The sequence below is a fragment of the Kribbella rubisoli genome (assembly GCF_004217145.1).
In the GTDB taxonomy this organism is placed as follows: domain Bacteria; phylum Actinomycetota; class Actinomycetes; order Propionibacteriales; family Kribbellaceae; genus Kribbella; species Kribbella rubisoli.
The window spans coordinates 2,021,325-2,044,154 of sequence record NZ_SHKR01000011.1 but is presented as its reverse complement, the minus strand read 5'-3'; the positions used below and the strand labels follow the sequence as shown (position 1 = coordinate 2,044,154).

The window sequence follows — 22,830 nt, the reverse complement described above, 5'->3', positions numbered from 1 at the left end:
CTGGCCCATGGCTGCCGACAAATCTGTCCGCAGAGTTGCCCTGCTCACCGCCGGCGGGCTCGCGCCCTGCCTGTCGTCCGCCGTCGGCGGGCTGATCGAGCGCTACACCGAGGTGGCGCCCGACGTGGAGATCATCGCCTACCTGAACGGGTACCACGGCCTGCTCAGCGGCCGGTTCCTCGACGTGACGCCGGAGGTGCGGGAGAAGGCGTCCGTGCTGCACAAGTTCGGCGGCAGCCCGATCGGCAACAGCCGGGTGAAGCTGACCAACACCGCGGACCTGGTCAAGCGCGGCCTGATCCAGGACGGGCAGAATGCCCTCCAGGTCGCCGCCGAGCGGCTGGTCGCGGACGGTGTCGACGTATTGCACACGATCGGCGGTGACGACACCAACACCACGGCGGCCGACCTCGCGGCGTACCTGCACGAGCACGACTACGACCTGACCGTGGTCGGTCTGCCGAAGACCATCGACAACGACGTGATCCCGATCCGGCAGAGCCTGGGCGCGTGGACCGCGGCGGAGCAGGGCGCGCTGTTCGCCCGCAACATCATCGCCGAGCACAGTTCGAACCCGCGGATGCTGATCGTCCACGAGGTGATGGGCCGGAACTGCGGATGGTTGACCGCGGCAACGGCTCAGGAGTACCAGCAGTGGGTCGACGAGCAGGAGTGGAACCCGGGCATCGGCCTGGACAAGGCCGGCTGGTCGGTGCACGCCGTGTACGTGCCGGAGGCAACGATCGACCTGGACGCCGAGGCCGAGCGGCTGCGCAAGGTGATGGACTCCGAGGACTGCGTCAACATCTTCCTGTCCGAGGGCGCCGGCGTGCCGTCGATCGTGGCCGAGCTGGAGGCCCGCGGCGAGGATGTCCCGCGGGACCCGTTCGGGCACGTGAAGCTGGACACGATCAACCCGGGCGCGTGGTTCGCGAAGCAGTTCGCGGAGCGGATCGGCGCCGAGAAGACGATGGTGCAGAAGAGCGGGTACTTCAGCCGCTCGGCCGCGTCCAACGACCGCGACCTCGCGCTGATCAAGGAGTGCACCGACTACGCGGTCGACGCGGCGCTGCGCGGTGAGAGCGGCGTGGTCGGCCACGACGAGGAGCGTGGCGACGAGCTGCGCGCGATCGAGTTCCCGCGGATCGCCGGCGGCAAGGAGTTCGACCCGACGGTCGACTGGTTCGTCAGCCTGAAGTCGGGGATCGGTCAGAGCTAGCTGCGGAGGCGGCCGACCCACTGGTCGGCCGCCTTCTCGATCTGTGCGAGGACTTCGTCGAAGCCGTCGTCCTCGCCGTAGTACGGATCAGGTACGTCGTCCGCCGCGAACAGCTGCGCCGTCGTACCCCGGCGACGCAGCTCGGCGACGTGTCCCGAGTCCATCGCGAGGGTGAGATCCGCGGCGCGCTCGAACCGGCGGGCCCGGTGCGCGCTGCCGTCGTACCCGCGCCGGCGCAGTGCGGACGCGGCGCGTGGGTCCATCCTGTCGCCGACATGCCAGCCGCCGGTGCCCGAGCTGGTCACCTCGACGCCGTCGATCCCGGCATCGGCGAGCTTGGCCCGCAGTACGACCTCGCCCATCGGCGACCGGCAGATGTTTCCGGTGCAGACGATCTCGACGTGCACTAGTGAACTTCGGCCTTGTCCGGCAGGACGAGGTTGATGATCATGCCGACGATCGTGATGATCAGCGCGCCGAACAGCGCGGACCAGAAGCCGTCGACGTGGAACTGGACGTCGAGCTTGCCGGTGATCCAGGACGTCAGCCACAGCATCAGCGCGTTGATCACGAAGGTCAGCAGACCGAGCGTGAGGATCAGCAGTGGGAACGACAGCACCTTCACCACGGGCTTCACGATCGCGTTCACGACACCGAAGATCGCGGCGACGATCAGCAGCGTGAGCACGCGCTTGCCGGTGGTCGCGCCCTGCAGGGTGATGCCGGCGACGAGCCAGCTCGCGACCGCCAGCGCGACCGCGTTCGCCAGCAGCCTGATGATCAAGTTCTTCATGCCGTCGATCCTCCCACCCGGCCGGTAGCACCACGCTCGGTACACACCCTGATCCGACCCTGGGTCTTGACACGGAAAATGACCAAGTGATCTGATCATTTTCATGTCACGCCCACTGGTAGCAGTTGTCGCGTTGTCTCTCACGGCAGCGGGCCTCGGTCTGCCCGCCGCCTCCGCCGCCCCGTCGAGCTGCAGCGCGGTGAGCACGAACTGGACCGCCCGGTCGACCCCGCACGCCGCGCCCGAGGGGCTCCTGAACGCCTACAGCAACACCGGCAAGGGGTGGACCGGAGCGGACAGCACGTACTCCGTCGCACTCCCCGGCGGACGGACGGCGTGGATCTTCTCCGACACGTTCCTCGGACCGGTGAACCCGGACGGCAGCCGTCCGACGACGGCACCGTTCGTCAACAACTCGTTCGTGATCCAGCAGGGCAAGAGCCTGAAGACGGTCACCGGCGGTACGCCGACCAACCCGACGGCACTCATCCCGCCGCCGTCCGACGGCTGGTACTGGGTCGGCGCCGCGCAGACGAGCCACGCCGGCCGTGACCTCGACGTGGTCGCGCTGCGCTTCGTGAAGACCGGCACGGGGCAGTGGGACTGGCACTGGGCCAGCAACTACCTCGCCCGCTTCGACAGTAAGACGTTCAAGCTCAAGTCGCTCACCCCGCTGCCGTCGGCTGCGAATGTGCAGTGGTCCGGCTGGCTGCTGCGCGATCGCGGCTACACGTACATCTACGGAGTCGAAGACCTGGGCGCGTCGAAGTACCAGCACGTTGCTCGCGTCCGTGGTGACGACCTGACTGCGAAGCCGTGGGAGTACTGGACCGGCTCCGGCTGGTCATCCGACGAGGCCGCCTCGGTCCGCGTGCTCGAGGGTGTGGCCAACGAGCACAGCGTCACGAGCTTCAAGGACGGCTACCTGCTGGTCACGCACGACACCAAGGAGCTGTTCAGCAAGCGTGTCGTCGGGTACTTCTCCTGCTCGCCGACCGGTCCATGGGTCAAGCCGGTCGAGCTGTACCAGACGCCGGAGACCGGCGGGAACATCATCACGTACAACTCGCACGAGCACCCGGACCTGCGCCGCGGCAACGAGCTCCTGGTCAGCTACAACGTCAACAGCCTCGTCAGCGACGACCTGTACGGCGATGTGAGCATCTACCGGCCGCGGTTCCTGGCCGTGACGCTGGCGGCCGCCAAGTGAGCACTCCGGGTGGCGTCGTACGCCGCAGTCTGCTGGACGATCTGGCGACGTCGATGCTTTCGCTGATCGCGGACCGGAAGCTGGCGGTCGGCGACCAGTTCGAGTCGGTGCGGTCGCTGGCCGAGCGGTTCAAGGTCGCCGTACCGACGGTCCGGGAGGCGCTGCGCCGACTGGAGGCAACCGGCGCAGTGGAGCTCCGGCACGGCTCCGGTGTGTACGTCGGTCCGAACGTCGGCCGCCTCGTACTGGCCAATCCCCTGGCGCTGGCACCCAGTGCGGACCGGTTGGTCGAGCTACTGCAGGCTCGCGCATTGATCGAGCCGCCTGTTGCCGCACTGGCCGCAGCGACGCGTGGAGCGGCCGCACTCGAGCAGATGGAGCAGGACCTCGCCACCGCGGCCGAGCTGATCGCATCCGGCGACCACGCCCGGCTCGCCGAGGTGAACATGGATTTCCACCGCTCACTGGCTCAGGCGTCCGGCAACGCGACCCTGGCCGAGGTGGTCGAGTCGGTGACCGTCGTGAACGCCCGGGAGCAGCTGGAGATCCTGCACATCCACGGCGACCGGCAGGCCGACCTGGACGAGCACCGCGCCATCTACGACGCGATCCGCTCCGGCGACTCGGACCTCGCCGAACTGCTCACCCGCGAGCACCTCGACGGCGTACTGGCCGTCATCAACCAACGACTTCAGCATCCCTGAGCTGGAAGGACGCACCATGCAACGCAAGACCAACCGGAAGGCGCTGGCAGCCCTGGTGATCGCCGGCGCGCTCGCGCTGTCCGCCTGTGGAGGCGGCGGAGCGGCTGCCCCGAAGAAGGGCGAGGACAAGCCGGTCGACTCGCTCAAGTTCTACAACGACAAGGGTGGCTGGAAGGACGCCTTCACCCAGGTCGGCGCGGCCAGCAAGAAGGACATCGGTGTCGGCATGCAGCCGGTCGGGTACTCCGACTCGAACACGTACACCGCCTTCATCCGGTCGTCGTTCCGGACCAAGGAGAAGGCCGACCTGTTCACCTGGCACACCGGCAAGGAGCTTCAGGATCTGGTGGACCAGAAGCTCGTCGCCGACACCACCGACCAGTGGACCAAGGCGATTGCCGACGGCAACATTCCCGAGCAGCTCAAGCAGTACTTCACCTACGGTGACAAGCAGTACTGCGTGCCGCTGAACGCCGGCTACTGGGTGATGTACTACAACAAGGCCGTCTTCAAGAAGGCCGGCATCACCGACACGCCGAAGTCCTGGGCGGACATGATCAAGGACGCCGACAAGCTCAAGGCGATCGGCGTGAAGCCGTTCTACCAGACCAACATCCTGTTCTCGTTCGTCTGGTTCGAGACGCTGCTCGCGGGCAAGGATCCGGACCTGTACGACGCGCTCGCCGCCGGCAAGGCGAAGTACACCGACCCGGGCGTGGTCGACGTGATGAACGAGTGGAAGAAGATGATCGACGCCGGGTACTTCAGCGACCCGGGCTCGAAGACCGAGCCGCAGGCGCAGCTGAAGAACGGCGACGTCGCGATGATCAACTTCGGCACCTGGTTCAGCGGCAACCTGAACACGCTGAAGATGAAGGCCGGCACCGACTACGACTTCTTCGTGATCCCGAACGTGAACCCGGCACTGCCGAAGACCTCGATGATCTTCGAGACCGGTCCGGTCTGCTCGGCCGCGGCCAGCGACCACGCGTCGACGGTGCAGAAGTGGACCGATTGGTGGGTCACGCCGCAGGCGCAGACCGCGTGGGCGAACTCCCGCGGCGACCTGTCGTTCAACCCGAAGGCCGAGGTCAAGGACCCGGCGCTGGCGCAGCTCAACAAGGACGTCAACGGATACCGCCTGATCAACCGGTGGTTCGAGGCGACGCCCGTACCGGTCGCGAACAAGGCGCTCGAGGTCTTCGGCGCGTTCGTGACCAAGCCGGGTGACCCGATGCCGGGCCTGCAGAAGATCCAGGCCGAGGCGGACGCGTACTGGGCCAAGCAGAAGTGACTTCCACGATCGAACGGCCACCGGTCAAGGTCCGGGCGAGCAGTCAGCGCCCGGACCGGACCGGGGCCCGCATGGCGCCGCTGTTCGGGCTACCTGCTGCCGGCGTGGTCGCACTGCTGCTCTACCTGCCGTTCCTGTGGACGACGTACGTCAGCTTCACGCAGTACGACGGACTGGCGTCGCCGGTCTGGAGTGGGCTCGCGAACTACAAGGCGATGTTCAGCGACCCCGATCTGACCGGGGCGCTCGTCAACACGCTGCTATGGGTCGTCGGCATGGTGACTCTGCCAGTAGCACTCGGGCTGCTGATCGCAGTACTGACCTATGGGCACAAGTGGGGCACCTGGCTGCGGCTGCCGTTCCTGCTGCCGTATGCGATCTCCGGTGTGGCTGTTGGCGTCATCTGGGGCTTTGTACTGCAGCCGGACGGCGCACTGGGTCAGGCACTCGGCTTCTTCGGGCTGCCGGGTGCACACACCGGCTGGCTGCAGGGTGGTCCCGGCAACACGCTGATGATGATCGTCGCGGTCACCTGGCAGGCAGCCGGCGTGAACGCGTTGCTGTTCGTCGTCGGGTTGCAGTCCATCCCAGGTGAGCCGCTGGAGGCTGCGCGGCTGGACGGTGCGGAGGGGTTCAGTCTCTTCCGCCACCACCTCTGGCCGCAGCTCCGTCCGATCACCACGGTGGTCATCGGGCTGTCGATCGTCGGCAGCTTGAAGACGTTCGACGTGGTGTGGGTGATGACGCAGGGCGGTCCCGGTACGTCGTCCGAGACGCTGGCGCTGTCCATGTACAAGGAGACCTTCGTGCTGAACGACTACGGCCAGGGTGCGGCGATCGCGCTGTTCCTCAGCCTGGTCACGTTCGCCGCCTCGATCCTGTACCTGCGCTACCAGTTGGGGGACGCCCGTGAGCAGGGTTAAGACCGCGTTCCTGATGGTGCTGGGCCTGATCTGGCTCGCGCCCGTGTACCTGCTGGTCGTCAACGCGTCGAAGTCCGTCGACGGGTACGACGCGAAGACGGTCTGGAAGCCGGCCGGCTTCTCGCTGTTCTCGAACTTCGGGGACGCGTGGAGCAAGGCCGCGCTCGGCGACACGTTGGTGGCGACCACGATGTACAGCGTGATCGCGCCGGTGCTCGCGGTGCTGATCGGCTCGGCCGCCGGGTACGCGATCGTCGTACTGCGGTTGAAGCGTGGGTTCCTGTGGTTCGTGTTCATCTTCGGCGGGACGATCTTTCCGCTGCAGATGATCCTGATGCCGCTGTTCTCCGGGTACGCGGATTCCGGGCTGTACGACACGCGGGTCGGGATGATCATCGTGTACACCGCGATCAGCGTGCCGTTCTCGGCGTTCGTGATGCGCAACTTCTTCACCGGGATCGCGCGGAGTGTTTTCGAGGCCGCGGTGGTCGACGGCGGCGGGCTGTTCCGGATCTTCCGCAGCATCTACCTGCCGATGGCGGGGTCCGCGCTGGCCGCGATCTTCATCCTGCAGGCGACCTTCGTGTGGAACGACCTGCTGCTCGGGTTGACCCTGAGCCAGTCGGACTCGGTCCGGCCGATCATGCCTGCGTTGACGGGACTGCAGAGCACGTACGGGGGTGCGTCGTTGCCGACCGTGCTTGCCGGCGGTCTGCTCGTCTCGCTCCCCACCGTGATCTTGTTCCTCGCCGCCCAACGCTTCTTCTCCCGGGGCCTGGCCCTCGGTCAGTTCTGAAAGGACGTGTATGAGTAGCCGCACAGTCGTGGTCACCGGTGGTGCCGCCGGGATCGGACGAGGTGCAGTCGAACGGTTCGTCGCCGCGGGAGACCGAGTGGTCGCTCTCGACCGGGACGCCGCCGCGCTGGACGCCCTGGCGGCCGAGCTCGGTGAGCTCGTGACCGGGCGCGTCGTCGACGTCGCCGACCGCGCCGCCCTCGCTGCGATCGCCACCGAGACCGGACCCGTCGATGCGCTGGTCTGTGCCGCGGGAGTCCAGCGCTACGGAACCGTTGTGGACACGCCGGACGCCGTGTACGACGAGGTGATGGCCGTCAACGTCGGCGGGGTTTTCTTTGCCTGCCAGGCGTTCGTTCCGAAGCTGCCGCGCGGCGGAAGTGTGGTGGTGGTCGCCTCCGTGCAGGCGTATGCGGCGCAGAAGAGCGTCGCGGCGTACTCGATGGGGAAGGGCGCACTGCTCAGCCTCGTGCGGGCGATGGCTGTGGACCACGCCGAGGAAGGGATCCGGGTGAACGCGGTCTGTCCGGGCTCCGTGGACACGCCGATGCTGCGGACGTCCGCAGCGCAGTTCGGCGGTGATCGGTCGACCGATGACGTGGTCGCCGAATGGGGGCGATCGCATCCGCTCGGTCGCGTCGCGACACCGGGAGAAGTTGCCGAGGTCATCTATTTCCTGTCGTCGCCGGCCGCGTCGTTCATGACCGGTGCGGACGTCAAGGTGGACGGCGGGCTGACCGCCGGCCTCCCCGTCGTACTGCCGGAGGACGAGAAGTGAAGATCGTCGACGTACGCGCGACCACGGTCACGATGCCGCTCGAGGCACCGCTACGGCACAGCAACGGGGCGCACTGGGGACGCTTCGTGAGGACTGTCGTAGAGGTCGAGGCCGACAACGGACTGATCGGGCTCGGCGAGATGGGCGGCGGCGGGCAGAGCGCGGAGGCCGCGGTCGCCGGGTTGAAGCCGTACCTGCTCGGGCACGATCCGGCACGTACCGAGGCGTTGCGCTGGATGCTCGCCAACCCGACCGCGAGCCTGTACAACAACCGTACTCAGTTGCTCGCGGCAATCGAATTCGCTTGCCTGGATCTGCAGGGCCGCGAGCTCGGCGTGCCCGTGCACGAGCTGCTCGGCGGCAAGGTGCGGGACACGGTGCCGTTCGCGAGCTACCTGTTCTTCCGGCACCCGAACGACGACGGGACCGGCGAGATCCGGACCGCTTCGCAACTGGTGGAGCACGCTCGGGCGCTTGTCGACGAGCACGGGTTCAGTGTGCACAAGCTGAAGGGCGGCGTGTTCCCGCCGGACTATGAGCGGGAGTGCTTCCGCGCGCTGGCCGAGGCGTTTCCGGGCCATCGCGTCCGCTTCGATCCGAACGGCGCGTTCGGTGTCGAAGAGGCGATCCGGTTCGCGCGGGGCATCGAGGACCTCGACAACGACTACCTCGAGGACCCGACCTGGGGCCTGAACGGGATGCGCCGCGTCCGCGAGAAGACGCCGATCCCGCTCGCCACCAACACCGTGGTCGTGAACTTCGAGCAGCTCGCGGCCAACGTGCGTGATCCAGCGGTCGACGTGATCCTGCTCGACACGACGTTCTGGGGCGGGATCCGGCCGTGTATCAAGGCGGCCGGCGTCTGCGAGACCTTCCAGCTCGGCGTGGCCGTGCACTCCTCGGGCGAGCTCGGCATTCAGCTGGCGACGATGCTTCAGCTCGGCGCCGTCGTACCGAACCTCTCGTTCGCGGCGGACGCGCACTACCACCATCTGCGTGACGACATTATTGCCGGCGGCAAGCTTCCGTACGTCGACGGTGCTATCGCCGTACCGGATGCACCGGGACTCGGCGTCGAGCTGGACCGCGACAAGTTGGCGGAGTACGCCGAACTGTTCCGCGAGCTCGGCCCCTATCCGTACGACCGCGATCCGGCGCGCCCGGACTGGTACCCCCTGCTCCCGAACACCGATTGGGCCGACCCCTCATGATTCCTCGCAGTGCCGATTTGGCCAGCGATATCCTTACGCACACGTATGACGACATGTTCAACCCGCCCGGGCTGACGAACTTCCTGGGTACGGCGCAGGTCGACCATGACGTCGTCGCGATCCGCAGCGTGAACTTCCCGCCGTACTCGCACGGCGACACGATCACCGCCCAGCTGTACGTCGACGGGCGGCTGGCACGCTCGTACGGCGGAACCGTGGAGGTCGTGTGGCGCCCGGACTGCGTCGTCCGTTCCACCACCGTCGACGGGCTGGATGTCCGCACCACAACCGCTTGCGCACCGGGTAGGCCGGCCGTCGTCGTACAGCTGGAGGTGTCTGGCGCGCCAGGCCGGTCCGTCCAGCTGGGGTTCGCGCTGGAGAGCACCGCGACCCGCTCGTCGACTGGATGGTTGCGCCCGGAGCCGCCGTCCGAGCCGAACACGCTGCGGGTTGTCGATGGGCGAGTGGTCGGCACAGGTGAGTCCGAATCGGCTGTGAGCGTGCAAGGCCTCGATGTGCCCAGCACTGTGGACAGGGGCATGCTCGAGACGACCTTGGTTCTGGATGAGGCTGGGCGCGGGCAGCTGTCGTATGTGCATGTGCTGGCGGGCTCGTCGGAAGAGGCTGCGGAGCACTTCGATGTCTGCGTGGCCGACGTACCTGCGGTGATCGCGGTGGCGGAGAGCGTGTGGGATGTGGCGATCGCGGACGCTTTCGACCCGTCCAGCGACGGCTTCAGCGGGTCCCTGCCCGTGCTGGAAACGTCGAACGAGGCGCTGCAGAAGCTGTACTGGTGGGGCGTGCTGGGTGTGATCTGGTTCCGGCGGGACAACCCGGCCAGTGTGCTCGGGCGGACCTACGACACGCTGATGCCGCGGTACTGGCAGACGACGACGTTCATCTGGGACTACAGCTTGTCGTCCTTGACGCATGCGTTGCTGGACCCGGAGCCGATGCGCAAGCACATCGAGCACTGGATCGACCTCGACATCCACGAGCACTTCGGTACCGAGTGGCTCACGGGCGGACCGGTCGGGCAGTGGTACTCGGTGAACGACTTCGCGATGACCCGGCTGGTGCGCGACTACGTGCGCTTCACCGGCGATGAAGCGTTCCTGGACGCCACGATCGGTCCGAAGGCAGTGGGAGAGCACGTGCACGACTGGGCGACCGCCTGGCGTGGCCTGCGCGGTGAGCACGCGCTGGCCGACTACGGCGGCATCGACAACCTGCTGGAGTGTGTGAGCAGCTACGTGCACGAGGTCGCCAGCTTCAACGCTGCGAACGTGTGGTGCATGCGCGTCGCCGCCGAGATCGCGGACCGCTCCGGTGACTCCGACCGTGCCTCGTTGCTGCGCAAGGAGGCGTCGGCGCAGGCCGGCCACGTCAACGAGCTGTACGTCGAGGGCAAGGGCTTCTGGCACGCCCGGCAACCAGACGGGTCGCTAGTACCGGTGCGGCACTGCTACGACTTCAACCTGATCGGTACGACGATGCCGGACGACCTGTCCGAGTCGCAGTGTGCCGAGATGGTGTCGTTCTTCCAGCATGAGCTGCAGACACCGACGTGGATGCGCGCGCTCTCGCCGTACGACGCTGATGCTGCGTTCAGCGTCCGCCCCGACCACCAATGGAACGGTGCGTACCCGGCGTGGCCGGCGGATGCGGGTCGTGCACTCTTCGCACTCGGCCGCGGCGACGTACTGCTCGACTGGCTGCCTGGTCTGGCGAAGACGGCGAACCAGGGTCCGTGCGGACAGGCGCACTTCGTGGAGGAGGCGCAGCCGGCGATGGCCGGTGGAGCGGCCAAGTCCCCGCCGCAGTTCCCGTACCTGATCGACTGGTCCTGCTCGTCGTCCGGCGCGTGGGTCAGCCTGGTCCTGGAGGGCATTTTCGGCATCGAGGTAGCCCTCGACGGCACAGTCACCGCGAACCCGCAGGTTGCCGAGTTGGACCCCGACGCCCGCCTCACCGGCCTCCGCGTCGGTTCGCAGACGTACGACGTGACGGCCGACGGACTGGTGTGAGTCAGGCGGGTGGCATCGCGATGGCTTCCAGGAGCGACTCCTGGGCGCCTTCGAGGTGACGGCGGAGCTCGTCGACGCACTCGTCGAGCTCGCCCCGCTCAAGCAGCCGGATGAGCTTGCGGTGGGACGCGACCTGTTGGCGCGCGTCCTGCCGCAGGGCATCCACCCGGGCCAGCGCGAGCCGCGCCTCGCCGGTGATCGAGTCGGCGGTGGCGATCAGCCGCTCGCTGCCGGTCAGCGCGACCAGACTGCGGTGGATCGCGAGGTGGGTCTCGGTCAACGCCTCCGGGTCGGCGCCGTCCTTCGCTGTCGCGGCGAACACCCGCATCGCCTCGCGGACCCGCTCCCGGGCCGCCTCGTCGGCGTCGAACCAGGCCCGGATCCCGGCTGATTCCAGCACGAACCGCGCCCGGCAGATGTCCGCCACCGCGTCGGGGTGCAGGATCGCGACGCTGACGCCCTTGTTCGGCTCGCGGACCGCGAGGCCCTCGGTGACCAGCATCGTCATCGCTTCCCGGATCGTGCTCCGGGCGACCCCCAGCGCTTCCGCGAGCGGTTGCTCGCGCAGCGGCGTACCGGGCTCGAGGTCACCGGCGAACAGCGCGGCGCGCAGTGCGTCGACCACCCGGTCCACCGTGGTCGAGCGGTCCACCCGCAGCCGTTCGTACATGGTGTGATTCTCGTCCAGACCCGGTCCGTTGTCGCGCGCGACCCGGCGCGCGGCCCGGCCTGTGGATAACTCACGACACGATGACCCGGTTTTCGGGCACCATTTCCCCCAGTGGCCGCCCCTCTTCGCGGACCGGCGCGGGAGTCCACTCGAGTGAGCGAGGAGCACAACGTGGGAGACAGCAAAGTGCTGCCGATCCTCGGCGCGATCGGGCTGATCCTGCTGCTCCCGCTGCTGATCGTCCTGATGATGCTGCTCGGCGTCCTCGGCGGGATGGACACGGCCGAGGCGCAGTGCGCCCAGCAGGCCACCGAACAGAGCCTGTTCGCCTACCCCACCGATTCGCAGAAGATCGACGTCGACTGGACCGAGCCGCTCGCCGTCGCCCCGCACCAGGGGTACGACTTCAAGGTCGACGAGGGCAGCAAGGTCTACGCCTCGCAGGACGGCAAGGTCGTCAAGGCCTCCGACGGCGAGGTCCGGATCCGGCGCGAGGACGTCGAGACCCGGACGACGTACCTCAAGACCATCAGCGTGGCCCTGAACGCCGATGTGAAGCGCGGCGACGTGATCGGCACTTCCGGCACCGGCAACGAGGTCGCACCCGGTCTGGTCGGCCCGCACATCCACTGGGAGATGTGGGTCAACAAGGCCGAGAAGAAGGACGATCCCGCCGACTGGGAGACCCAGAAGCCGGACAAGAACCCCTTCGAGCTCGACACCTCCGACTCCGGCGACAGCGGCTGTTCCTGCCTCAACGGCGACCTGAGCGGGGCGAACAACCAGCAGAAGGCCTTCAACTTCTTCGTCCAGAACGGGTACACCAAGGAGCAGGCCGCCGGCATCGTCGGCAACATGATCAGCGAGTCCAGCGTCGAGCCGGGCCGCAAGCAGGGCACGGCGCCCGGGACGGTGACCAAGCCCGCCGACGTGCTCGGGTACTCGGGTGGTTGGGGCATCGTCCAATGGACGCCGGCGTCCAAGATGATCAACCCGTCCCGCGATGCCGGGGTCGGCGACGACGTCATCGGCTCGCTGGCCTACCAGCTGGACTTCCTGCACAAGCAGTTGCTCGGCAAGCCGCCGCTGTCGGAGAAGACCGCGGGTGACGCGGTCAAGGCCGCCACCACGGTGGACGCGGCCGCGATCGCGTTCGGCGGCCAGTTCGAGCGGTTCGAAGGCTACGAGAACCCGAACAACCCGCGGTACGCCGAACGCAAGGCGAACGCCGAGCACGTGCTCAACACCTTCGGCGGATCGGCGCCGGCTGCCGGCAAGGGTGGCGATACCAGCGGCTGCGGTGCCGGCAGCGGCAACATCGCCGAGGTGGCGAAGAACCTGGCCTGGCCGGACAGCGGTCACAACGGCGTCGCCGCGAGCATCGCGAAGCCGGAGTTCGTCGAGGCGATGGCGAAGTACAACGACGGCGCCAGCGGCGAGGATCCGTACAGTGACTGCGGCCGGTTCGTCGCGACCGTGATGCACATGAGCGGCGCCGACCCGAAGTACCCGAATGTGGGCACCGACGTGCAGCGCACCTACCTGGAGTCCTCGGGGAAGTACGACTGGTGGCACGGTCAGCCACCGGGCGGGATGAAGCCGGGTGACATCCTGAACGGTCCCGGCCACACGTACCTGTACGTCGGTCCGTGGGGCAAGGAAGGCGGCGGGTACGACTCGGCGTCCGGCTCGCTGCACGGTCACGTGCCGGAGGCCGGTCACCTGTACGGCGTCGGCGGGCAGTTCACTGTCTACCGGCTGAAGAGCGCGCCGGTACCGAAGAGCTGAGGAAAGGAACGGGAGCAGCTGATGCTGGAGGAGAACCGGCGGCCGTTGTTTATCGGCGTGGTCGCGCTGGCGGTCGTCGTCGTGCTGGTCGGCGGCATCCTGCTGTTCCGGGGCGGCTCGCAGACCAGCCTCACCGTGGAGTCCATCCCGAACGACCTGACCCTGAAGCTGGACGGCCACGAGATCCCCGCGAACGGCGAGGTCAAGGTGAAGGCCGGGCAGCACACGCTCGACGGTCAGCGCCGGGGCTTCGAGGACTACTCGATCACGTTCACCGCCGAGGGCGATCGGCAGGCGGTCAAGATGTACCTCTACGCCAACAGCGCCGAGGGCCGCGAATGGGCCAAGAACAACCCAGGCGAGGAGCTGAAGCTCGAGGCCGAGGCCGGCCGGCAGTACGACCAGACCCAGGCCAGGCTCAAGCAGAAGTATCCGATCCTCAGCCAGCTGCCGTACGTCGGCGACGGCTTCGAGGCTACCTACACGAAGTCCAAGTCCGACCCCACCAACCCCGAGGCGATCTCGGTCGTCATCGAGGTCTACGGCCCCCAGGGCAAAGAAAAAGCCAACCAATGGATCCAAGGCTATGGCTGGGACCCGGCCACCCTCGACCTGATCTGGACCACCGGCAAGTAGAACAAGAGCTTCTCGCGGCAGGGTGGACCCGCTGCGGTGTCGGCGACTGGGCGATTGCCTTGCAGTCCCCGGACGGTACGGCGGTCGCGCGCATCAGCCCGTTCGACCCAGCCGGCCCGTACGTCGCCGCGTTCTACCGCGAGGCGTCGTACACCGGCCAGGTCCCGCAATTGTTCGCGCACCACCGCCTGACCGGCGGCGGCGACCTGCAACTGATGGAGCCCCTCCAGCCGGTCCCCTCAGGCGACGCCGCCGCATTCCACGATGCAATTGCTGCCCGAGCACCGGAGGTTGCCGATCTCGTCGATGTGGTGCATCGCGTCCACGAGCGTGCCCAGGCAGAGTTGCCGTGGTGCGGACCGCTGGACGACAACCCGGACAACGTCATGCGGACCGCCGACGGAAGACTGGTGATCGCGGACCTGTTCTCCGCCGACGGTCCGAAGCTCTACGCGACCGTCGTCTCGGACCCTGATCTCGTCGTCGCCCGGATTCCCGAGGCCGAGCGGCGGTTCATGACCGAGCTCCCGCTCGCCAACACCGGACCATGGGAGCCGGCGGTGCGGGAGTCGATGCGTGCTGGGCTGGCGGCTGCTGACGCGCGCTCAGGCCGGCAGGAGTAGTTCACCGCCCGGGGTGGTGATGTCGGCCAGCGGGAAGTCCAGCGGGTTGGTCAGGCAGCGGGCCGAGCCGCCGCCCTTGTGGAACTCGGAGAGGTCCAGGACGACTACTCGCAGGCCCAGGTCGGTGAAGATCGCGCGAAGGCGCGGAGAGCAGGCCGGCATGATGATCGTCTCGTTCACCACGATGGAGTTTGCCGTGAAGGCGAAGGCTTCGTCGTCCGTCAGCACGATCGGGTCGGGGACGATACCGGAGAGCTCGGCCTGGCTGGCGGCGTCGAACGCCGGTGGGTAGACCATCGCGTGGGTGCTGTCCACCGGGCAGAACGGCAGGTCCAGGTGGTACATGCCCTCGTGCGCGATCCGCAGCCCGCGGACACGGATGTTCCAACCGGTCGCGAGGTGCTTGAGCGCGTCGGCCTCGGTGCGCGGACCGTACCCGACGACCAGGCTGTCGCCGAACACGAACGCATCGCCGGACTCGAAGTGCGGTCCGACCCCCTCGCCGCCGGTCCGGTCGAGCCGGAACCCGTGCCCGGTGAACCACTCTGCCGCGCTCAGCGACTCCTTGCGACGCGGTTCGAAGCGCATGTGGGAGAGCATCGCGCGACCGTCCGCGGCCGCCAGCCCCAGGTTCATCGCGTACACCATGTCGGGGGAGTCCTGGCGCTGCTCCAGCACCTCGACCTCGCCGCCGGCGTCCACGATCGCCTGCCGCAGCGAGTCCCACTGCTTGAGCGTCAGCGCCGGGTCCGGCTGGTCCTGCGTCGACATGTACGGGTTGATCACGTAGTCGATCCGGAAGTGGTCCGGCCGGACCATCAGATAGCGACGACCCCACTCCAGCGGCTGCCCCATGAACACCCTCCCTGACCCGATGAGATCCATGTCAGATCTCCTGATTGTCCGACAATCAGTCAGTTTGAGGCTCGATGTACCGGGAGTCAAACGGTGTGCGCGAGGTCGCTCGAAGGAGGCTGGTTCCGGCGTGAGGTAAGGACTAACCTGCGGGCATGACCCCTGACAACGAGGTTCGCTTTCGCGCCTGCCTGGACGACGTCGCGGCTTACAAGCCGGGCCGTCCGCCGGCGCGCACCGACGGCCGGCCGACGTACAAGTTGTCCAGCAACGAGAACCCGTACCCGCCGCTCCCGGGTGTGCTCGCCGCCGCGACCGAGGCCGCGGCCCAGATGAACCGCTACCCGGACATGGGCTGCGTCGAGCTGCTCGAGGCGCTCTCGGCCCGGTTCGGCGTACCGGTCAGCGACCTCGCGGTCGGGACCGGATCGGTCGCGCTGCTCTACCACCTGCTGCAGGCGACGGTCTCGGAGGGTGACGAGGTCGTTTACGCCTGGCGTTCGTTCGAGGCTTACCCGATCGCGGTCCAGCTGACCGGCGCCACGTCGGTCCAGGTGCCGCTGACCGCCGACGCCCGCCACGACTTCAAGGCGATGGAGGCGGCGATCACCGAACGCACGAAGGTCGTGCTGGTCTGTACGCCGAACAACCCGACCGGCCCCGTCGTACGCCGGAACGAGCTGCTCGCGTTCCTGGACGTCGTACCGTCCAACGTGCTGGTCGTGGTGGACGAGGCATACCGCGAGTTCGTCCGGGAGACCGAGGTCGTCGACGGCGTCGAGCTGTACCGCGAGCGGCCGAACGTGCTGGTGCTGCGGACGTTCTCGAAGGCGTACGGGCTGGCCGGTTTCCGGGTCGGGTATGCGATCGGACACCCGGAGGTGGTCGGCGCGATCCGGAAGTGTGCCTTGCCGTTCGGGGTCAGCTACGTCGCGCAGGCGGCGGCGATCGCGTCGTTGGCTGTCGAGGAGGAGCTGCTCGAGCGGGTCGACGCGCTGGTCGTCGAGCGAGCCCGGGTCGTTGGAGCGCTGCGTGCCGCCGGTTGGGACGTTCCTGAGTCGGAGACCAACTTCGTCTGGCTCGAGCTCGGCGATGACACTGTGAAGTTCGCTGAAGCCGTGCAGGCCGAGGGTGTCTCCGTCCGTCCGTTCCCCGGCGACGGCGTCCGCGTCACCATCGGCGAGTCCGAAGCCAACGACCTCTTCCTCGGCGTCGCCCGCGCTTGGCGCCAGTGACCGCCCTCGTCTGGATCTCCGGCGCATCGGCCGGGATCGGCGCCGCCCTCGCCGCGACGGTGCCGTTCCCGGACGCCCGCGTCATCGACATCTCCCGCCGAGGCGGCACGCCGAACCACCTGAAGGCCGACCTCTCCAACCCCGCCGGCTGGGCCGTCGTCGAAGAGCACTTCACAAAGGAACTAGCGGAGTACGACGGCGACCGGGTCGTCTTCATCCACAACGCCGGCACCATCACCCCGATCGGCCCCGCGGCCTTCGCCGATCCGGACGCGTACACCCGGGCCGTACTACTCAACTCCGCCTCACCGCAGGTCCTGGGCGCCGCGTTCCTCCGCGCCTCCGCCCACCTCACCTGCGAACGCCACCTGATCCTCCTCTCCTCCGGCGCAGCCAAGACGGCGTACGCCGGCTGGTCCTCGTACAACGCGGGGAAAGCCGCCGTAGAGCACTGGGTCCGCACCGTCGGCCAGGAACAACCCGCCAACTGCCACGTCATCGCCGTAGCCCCCGGCGTCGTCGACACCGCCATGCAGTCCGAAATCCGCGCCACACCCGAGGCGGACTTCCCGTCGGTGTCGCGCTTCCACGACCTGAAGCGCTCCGGCTCCCTCACCACCCCCGAGACCGCCGCCACCGGCATCTGGTCTCTCCTAACCCGAGACCTCCCCAACGGCTCCTGCGTAGACCTCCGCCACCTGTAGGTACTGCGGTCAGCCGGCGATAGGTACTGCGGACAGCTCGCTGGGGTGTGGTCAGCCCGCGCGGTGCTACGCGCGTGCAACTGCCTCGTGGTGGTCCGCGACCGTGGTGATCGATCGAGCTCGTGTCGGAGCTGACGAACCGGCGCACGCTCCCGAGCTATCGCTGGCCAGCGGCGTCGCCCGGGTAACGGGAGGGGTTAACCCGTCCTCTTGCGGGTTCGCGGCTCGTGTGAACCGGGAGAACCGGCAAGGCCAGGGGTTAACCCCTGAGATGTTCGGGCGGTGCAGGTGGTAGTCGCTCGCGGGCGACAGCCCGCGAGTCCCCGCGGGGATGAGCTACATCTGGACATGAAGCGGCGCCGGGAGGAGTGAGGCTTGCTCCCGGCGCCGCGGTTGTTGCGTGTTGCGCCGAATCAGTCAACCCACCGAGGTGGCTGCTTCGGGTCCTGCATCATCACTGACCAGGGAGGGTCAGTTGTTCTGCTCGTTGCTCTGCTCGCAGGTCTTGAGCGAGTCGACGGAGTTGCCGTCGTTGTCCAGGCCCAGGATGCCGGTCGGGTTCGTCAGCGGAACAGTGCCGCCGATGCCCGTGGCGTCGACCTCGTTGTGGCAGACCTGCCACGGACCGACCTTGTTGTCGGAGATCGAGACAACGCCGTTGCCGTCAGCCTTGTACCACTTGCGGTTCTGCTCGTTGTTCTGCTCGCAGGTCTTGACGGCGGTGATGCTGTTGCCGTCGTTGCCCCAGCCAACGATGCCGGTGATGTCCTCGGCCGGCACAGTGCCGCCGATGCCGGTGCCGGCACCGAAGTTGTGGCAGGCCTGGACCGCACCGAGGTCGTTGCGGTCAAGGGCGACCAGCGAGCCGTCCTTGTGCATGCCCCACCAGCGAGCGTGGCCGTTGTCGTAGCCCTTGCTGGCCGCCGACGCCGCGTCGGCCAGGCCGGAGTCCTGAGCCTTCTTCTGCGCGTCGTCCAGAACGTTGGCGCTCACCATGGTGGCCAGGCCCAGGGTGGCGACGGTCGCCACTGCCGCAGCCGCGACGATCTTGCGAGTTACCTGCATTATGCCAGGTTTCCTTTCGGGTTTGACGGATTCGTCTTAGTGCTAACGACACCTGGCAGCGCCGGTTACAAACTTTTTCGTCAGCTTTTTTGGCCGTAGGCGGGAACATAGCCGGCCGGTGATGAGTTCCCTGACAAAACAATCAATCCTGTGCTGACCAGGCAACTTACCAGCAACGGCACGGCCGGAAGAGCGAGCGGAAGTTGATACAGAAGCACCCGTAACCGAGGTCATGGTGCGTCGTTGAGTCAGCGCGGGTGACGGATGCCCGGTGAATCGGGAGATTGTTTCGGTGGGCTCGGTGGTCGCCGAATTGGCAATAGCACGATCCGCCGGAATATCGTTGGAACCATTGCCGAGTTTCGCGCCGTGTTTTTTCGGGGCAGGGTGCGACCGGCGTCAGACCCGCTGCCGCGCGCATCGGCAGCGGTGGGAGACCCGGGTCCCTCGTGGGCCCGGGTCTTTCCTTGTACTACGTCACCCGCGCCTACGACGTCACTTCCGCCGGCGTTCCGACGTGACCACGAGCGCGACCCCGACGATGATCACCGCGCCGCCGAGCAGGATCTGCCACGTCAGACTCTCGCTCAGGATCAGCCACCCCAGGAACACAGCCACCGCCGGGTTCACGTACGCATACGTCCCGACCAGCGAGATCGGCGCGTTCGCAAGAAGATACGAGTACGCCGTGTACGCGAGCAGCGATCCGAACACGACCAGGTACGCCAGCCCGATCCACCCCGACCCGTCGACGCGGTCGAGGTGCAGCCGCGCCGGCTCGCCCCGCAGTACGCCGAGCAGCACCATCGCCGTACCGCCGAAGACCATCTCGTAGAGCGCGGTCACCAGCGGATCCCGCGGTAGGCCGAGCCGGGGTGCGAACCGCGAACCGATCGCCCAGCAGATCGTGCCCACCACGAGGATCGCGACCGACAGCGGCTTCGCGCTCGTGTTGCCACCTGACAACGCAAGCAAGGCCGCCCCGCCGAACCCGATCAGTACGCCGACCCACGTCATCGCGCGCGGTCGCTCACCGCCGCCCACCCGCAGCAGCATCAGCCACAACGGAATCGCCGCAACGAGCAGCGCCGCCAACCCGGACGGGACCGTCTGCTCCGCGATCGCCACCGCACCGTTGCCAAAGGCAAGCAGCAGTACGCCGACCGTCGCCGCGCCGATCGCCTCCTGCCGAGTGATCCGCAGCCGCTTCCACCCGGACTTGAGGGCCAGGGCCGCCGCCATAAGTACTGCCGCGGTGAGGAAGCGCGTCGCCATCCCCAGCATCGGCGGGATCTCCGCGTCGACGACCACCCGGATCGCCAGGTACGTCGAACCCCAGACGATGTACACGACCGTGAGCGCGGTCCAGATCATCGCGCCGGAGGCCGGGCGGGAACCGGTCTCGGCCACTGTGGCCGGAGCGGAGGCGGCCATCCGATCCTCCTCAAAGGTATGTCAGGGGTGTCATGCATTGACGATGCTTACGCTAGGACTCGGCGATCCGGCGCGCAAGGCGGTATCCGGCCAGCAATCCACTGTTTCCCGCCAGGCCATCGGCACCGGGCAGGGTGCGGCTACTGCCGTGATCGTGAGGAGAACGAAGATGCGGATCGCTGGTGTAGTCGTTGCTGCGCTGACCGTGACGCTCGGGGTGCACCCGGCGTACGCGAGTGGGTTGACGGAGGTGACCGCCGCCGCCGAGACCGCGCCGAACTGGGACGACGAGGCCGGCGGCGATGCGAACGCGGACGACCCAGCGATTTGGGTCGATCAGAAGAACCCCGGGCGCAGCGTCGTACTCGGCACGCTGAAGAACGGCGGGCTCACTGTCTTCGACCTCACCGGCAAGCAGGTGCAGCGGTTCGCCACGCCGCCCGCGCCGCAGGAGGGGCAGGAGCCGGGCCGGTTCAACAACGTGGACATCGTCGGGAACCTGGCCGTCGTCACCGACCGCGGCCGCGATCAGCTCCGCATGTATGCGATCAAGAACGGTCGCCTCACCGACGTGACCAGCGCGAAGGCGCCGCTGGTGTTCAGCAAGAACACAGAAGAGGTGCAGGACCAGCGCACGGCGTACGGTCTCGCGGCGACCTCGATCAACGGGAAGCCGGTTGTCGCGGTGACCAGGCGGAGCGAGACCCGCCTCGCGTTCCTCCGGCTCGTCCCGGACGGCCGCGGGAAGACGACATACCAAACGGTACGGTATGTCGATCTGCCGGCGAGCTTCACGCTCTCCAACGGCACCACCTGGTCGCCCTGCGAGGACCCGGGCGACCGCCCCCAGCTCGAGGGCATGGTTTTCGACCGCACCACGAACGACCTGTACGCCGCCCAGGAAGACGTCGGCATCTGGCGCATCCCGCAGCACGGGAAGCCCGAGCTGCTGGAGAAGGTCCGTGAGTTCGGCCAGAAGGCTGTCTACAACGAGCAGGCCGAGGAGTGCGAGGCCGCCGGACCGGCCAGCCCCGACGCTGGAAAGTACCTCAGTGCGGACGCCGAGGGTCTGACGATCGCGTACGAGCACGGCCGGCGCACGCTGTACGCGTCCAGCCAGGGCGACTCGACGTTCGCGAGCTACCGGATGGATGGACGGCGACTCGTCTACCGCGCCGGATTCGAGGTCGTCGACGGTCCCGCCGCGGACGGCGTACAGCACAGTGACGGCGCCGCGGTGACCACCGAGCCGCTCGGAGCGCGGTTCCCGCACGGGTTGTTCGCCGTACATGACGGAGATAACACTCCGGGTGACGGCGACCGCGAGGGCACGAACTTCAAGCTGGTCCGGCTGGAGAAACTGCCCTGATCGAGACTAAGTTGTGACACATGCCGTCGATGCGCCGGATATCTGTAATATGAGCGCTGGGATGGGACCAGTGAGTGGACTGGTGTCTCATCCTGAGACCGTTTTCGGTACCGCCGTACCCGCTGGAGTCCAGACAGTTAGCGGATCAGGCACCTGGTCGGTACGGTGTCCGGCAAGATGGGAGTGAGACCGGTGAGGAGGTCCACTGCCAGCAGTGCATCAACCCCTGGAATCACGCGGACCAGCCTGCGAAAGCCTCATCCGGCGAAACGGGCCGGCCCCGTGCAACGTTGCGGTCGCGGCGATCCCGCGCTCGAACCCGAGGAGTGCATGTGAGTGAGTCGGTGCCGGGGACTCCCCCGGAAGTGTTCGCGCCCGTGGAGGCGCCGGTCAGTCCGCCCCAGGCCTCCGAGGAGGTCGAGTTCGTCCAGCTGCTGACGCCCGAAGGCGAGCGCGTCGAGCACCCGGACTACTCGTTCGACCTCGGCGACGAGGCGATCAAGGGCTTCTACCGGGACATGGTCCTGGTCCGCCGGATCGACGCCGAGGCGACCGCCCTGCAGCGCCAGGGTGAGCTCGGGCTGTGGGCGTCCCTGCTCGGTCAGGAGGCCGCGCAGATCGGCTCCGGCCGGGCGTTGAACGACAGGGACATGGTCTTCCCGACGTACCGCGAGCACGGTGTCGCGTGGTGCCAGGGCGTCGACCCGCTGCGGCTGCTCGGCCTGTTCCGCGGCGTCGACCAGGGCGGCTGGGACCCCAAGGACAACAACTTCCACCTGTACACGATCGTGATCGGCGCCCAGACGCTGCACGCGACCGGGTATGCGATGGGTCAGCAGCGCGACCACGCGATCGGCGACGCCGAGAACGGCGAGGCGACGATCGCCTACTTCGGTGACGGCGCCAGCAGCCAGGGTGACGTCAACGAGGCGTTCATCTGGTCCTCGGTGTTCAACGCGCCGGTGGTCTTCTTCTGCCAGAACAACCAGTGGGCGATCTCGGAGCCGATCGACCGGCAGACCCGGATCCCGCTGTACCAGCGCGCCGCCGGCTTCGGCTTCCCCGGCGTCCGCGTCGACGGCAACGACGTGCTCGCGACGTACGCCGTCACACAGCAGGCGATGAAGCGCGCCCGTGAAGGCAGCGGGCCGACGCTGATCGAGGCGTACACGTACCGGATGGGCGCCCACACCACGTCCGACGACCCGACGAAGTACCGGCTCAACGAGGACCTCGAGCACTGGAAGCTCAAGGACCCGATCGAGCGCGTGCACGCGTACCTGACCCGGCACGCCGGGGTCGACCACAACTTCTTCGACGAGATCGAGGCCGAGGCCGACAAGATCGCCGCCGTCCTGCGGGCCGGCTGTCTCGCGCTGCCGGACCCGGTGCTCACCGACTTCTTCCAGCATGTGTACGTCGAGGAGACGCCGCAGCTCGCCGAGCAGCGGGACCAGTTCGCCGCGTACGCCGCGTCGTTCGAAGGCGAGGGCTGA

22 protein-coding genes are annotated in these 22,830 nt (G+C 67.6%); 16 read left to right on the top strand and 6 right to left on the bottom strand.

The features are described from left to right. Window positions 1–7: 7 nt before the first annotated feature. Complete coding sequence (locus tag EV645_RS12765; RefSeq protein WP_130442908.1) at window positions 8–1,219, top strand: pyrophosphate--fructose-6-phosphate 1-phosphotransferase; 1,212 nt, start codon at window positions 8–10, stop codon at window positions 1,217–1,219. On the opposite strand, the gene EV645_RS12760 is transcribed toward EV645_RS12765, so the two are convergent. Further along, the gene (locus tag EV645_RS12760) at window positions 1,216–1,626 is read right to left on the bottom strand and encodes a low molecular weight protein-tyrosine-phosphatase (RefSeq protein WP_198681559.1); all 411 of its coding nucleotides are present in this window, start codon (window positions 1,624–1,626) and stop codon (window positions 1,216–1,218) included. The genes EV645_RS12765 and EV645_RS12760 overlap by 4 nt on opposite strands. Further along, on the bottom strand, window positions 1,626–2,012 hold the full coding sequence (locus tag EV645_RS12755) for a phage holin family protein (RefSeq protein ID WP_130442906.1): 387 nt from the start codon (window positions 2,010–2,012) through the stop codon (window positions 1,626–1,628). The genes EV645_RS12760 and EV645_RS12755 overlap by 1 nt, the downstream gene beginning before the upstream one ends. Window positions 2,013–2,115: 103 nt before the next feature. Between EV645_RS12755 and EV645_RS12750 the strand changes: the two genes are divergently transcribed. From EV645_RS12750 to EV645_RS12715, 8 genes are read left to right on the top strand one after another with little or no spacing between them, the layout of a single operon-like run. After that, a complete protein-coding gene (locus EV645_RS12750) occupies window positions 2,116–3,222 on the top strand; it encodes a DUF4185 domain-containing protein (RefSeq protein WP_130442904.1) in 1,107 nt (368 codons plus the stop codon). After that, window positions 3,219–3,926, top strand: coding sequence for a FadR/GntR family transcriptional regulator (locus EV645_RS12745; RefSeq protein WP_198681558.1), 708 nt, complete (start codon window positions 3,219–3,221; stop codon window positions 3,924–3,926). Before EV645_RS12750 ends, EV645_RS12745 begins: the two co-directional genes overlap by 4 nt. Window positions 3,927–3,942: 16 nt before the next feature. Beyond that, a complete protein-coding gene (locus EV645_RS12740; protein ID WP_130442902.1) occupies window positions 3,943–5,220 on the top strand; it encodes an ABC transporter substrate-binding protein in 1,278 nt (425 codons plus the stop codon). After that, window positions 5,217–6,143: a carbohydrate ABC transporter permease gene (locus EV645_RS12735; RefSeq protein ID WP_242000352.1), complete on the top strand. Its 927-nt coding sequence runs from the start codon at window positions 5,217–5,219 to the stop codon at window positions 6,141–6,143. The genes EV645_RS12740 and EV645_RS12735 overlap by 4 nt, the downstream gene beginning before the upstream one ends. Continuing rightward, a complete protein-coding gene (locus tag EV645_RS12730) occupies window positions 6,130–6,939 on the top strand; it encodes a carbohydrate ABC transporter permease (RefSeq protein WP_130442900.1) in 810 nt (269 codons plus the stop codon). Before EV645_RS12735 ends, EV645_RS12730 begins: the two co-directional genes overlap by 14 nt. Window positions 6,940–6,949: 10 nt before the next feature. Further along, on the top strand, window positions 6,950–7,717 hold the full coding sequence (locus EV645_RS12725) for an SDR family NAD(P)-dependent oxidoreductase (protein WP_130442898.1): 768 nt from the start codon (window positions 6,950–6,952) through the stop codon (window positions 7,715–7,717). Next, window positions 7,714–8,928, top strand: a complete 1,215-nt coding sequence (locus EV645_RS12720) for an enolase C-terminal domain-like protein (protein ID WP_130442896.1) — start codon at window positions 7,714–7,716, stop codon at window positions 8,926–8,928. Before EV645_RS12725 ends, EV645_RS12720 begins: the two co-directional genes overlap by 4 nt. Before the next feature lie 53 nt (window positions 8,929–8,981). Next, window positions 8,982–10,955, top strand: coding sequence for a glucosidase family protein (locus tag EV645_RS12715; protein ID WP_242000351.1), 1,974 nt, complete (start codon window positions 8,982–8,984; stop codon window positions 10,953–10,955). Between the two features lies 1 nt (window position 10,956). Here EV645_RS12715 and EV645_RS12710 read toward each other — a convergent pair whose 3' ends face one another. Next, on the bottom strand, window positions 10,957–11,625 hold the full coding sequence (locus tag EV645_RS12710; protein ID WP_130442892.1) for a GntR family transcriptional regulator: 669 nt from the start codon (window positions 11,623–11,625) through the stop codon (window positions 10,957–10,959). Between the two features lie 171 nt (window positions 11,626–11,796). Here EV645_RS12710 and EV645_RS12705 point away from each other — a divergent pair, with 171 nt between their 5' ends. Genes EV645_RS12705 through EV645_RS12695 form a run of 3 tightly spaced genes read left to right on the top strand, consistent with a single transcriptional unit; the run spans window position 11,797 to window position 14,672 of the window. Beyond that, window positions 11,797–13,413: a phage tail tip lysozyme gene (locus EV645_RS12705; RefSeq protein WP_242000350.1), complete on the top strand. Its 1,617-nt coding sequence runs from the start codon at window positions 11,797–11,799 to the stop codon at window positions 13,411–13,413. 21 nt (window positions 13,414–13,434) lie between these two features. Next, window positions 13,435–14,049, top strand: coding sequence for a peptidase associated/transthyretin-like domain-containing protein (locus EV645_RS12700; RefSeq protein ID WP_130442890.1), 615 nt, complete (start codon window positions 13,435–13,437; stop codon window positions 14,047–14,049). Window positions 14,050–14,108: 59 nt separating this feature from the next. Next, on the top strand, window positions 14,109–14,672 hold the full coding sequence (locus EV645_RS12695; protein WP_130442888.1) for a hypothetical protein: 564 nt from the start codon (window positions 14,109–14,111) through the stop codon (window positions 14,670–14,672). On the opposite strand, the gene EV645_RS12690 is transcribed toward EV645_RS12695, so the two are convergent. Then, a complete protein-coding gene (locus tag EV645_RS12690; protein WP_130442886.1) occupies window positions 14,655–15,527 on the bottom strand; it encodes a dimethylarginine dimethylaminohydrolase family protein in 873 nt (290 codons plus the stop codon). The genes EV645_RS12695 and EV645_RS12690 overlap by 18 nt on opposite strands. Before the next feature lie 155 nt (window positions 15,528–15,682). Here EV645_RS12690 and hisC point away from each other — a divergent pair, with 155 nt between their 5' ends. Continuing rightward, a complete protein-coding gene (hisC, locus tag EV645_RS12685) occupies window positions 15,683–16,762 on the top strand; it encodes a histidinol-phosphate transaminase (RefSeq protein WP_130442884.1) in 1,080 nt (359 codons plus the stop codon). Next, a complete protein-coding gene (locus EV645_RS12680) occupies window positions 16,759–17,466 on the top strand; it encodes an SDR family NAD(P)-dependent oxidoreductase (RefSeq protein WP_157997053.1) in 708 nt (235 codons plus the stop codon). Before hisC ends, EV645_RS12680 begins: the two co-directional genes overlap by 4 nt. A 471-nt stretch (window positions 17,467–17,937) precedes the next feature. On the opposite strand, the gene EV645_RS12675 is transcribed toward EV645_RS12680, so the two are convergent. Together EV645_RS12675 and EV645_RS12670 are read right to left on the bottom strand one after the other, a co-directional pair. Continuing rightward, window positions 17,938–18,531 (bottom strand): hypothetical protein, encoded by a 594-nt coding sequence (locus EV645_RS12675; protein WP_130442880.1) that lies wholly within the window; start codon window positions 18,529–18,531, stop codon window positions 17,938–17,940. 495 nt (window positions 18,532–19,026) lie between these two features. Continuing rightward, a complete protein-coding gene (locus tag EV645_RS12670; RefSeq protein WP_130442878.1) occupies window positions 19,027–19,965 on the bottom strand; it encodes an EamA family transporter in 939 nt (312 codons plus the stop codon). Between the two features lie 43 nt (window positions 19,966–20,008). On the opposite strand from EV645_RS12670, the gene EV645_RS12665 reads away from it, so the two are divergent. Both EV645_RS12665 and pdhA read left to right on the top strand, forming a co-directional pair. Further along, window positions 20,009–21,334 carry a phytase gene (locus EV645_RS12665; RefSeq protein ID WP_242000349.1) on the top strand — a complete coding sequence of 442 codons (1,326 nt, stop codon included), beginning with the start codon at window positions 20,009–20,011 and terminating at the stop codon, window positions 21,332–21,334. 332 nt (window positions 21,335–21,666) lie between these two features. Next, on the top strand, window positions 21,667–22,830 hold the full coding sequence (pdhA, locus tag EV645_RS12660; RefSeq protein WP_130442876.1) for a pyruvate dehydrogenase (acetyl-transferring) E1 component subunit alpha: 1,164 nt from the start codon (window positions 21,667–21,669) through the stop codon (window positions 22,828–22,830).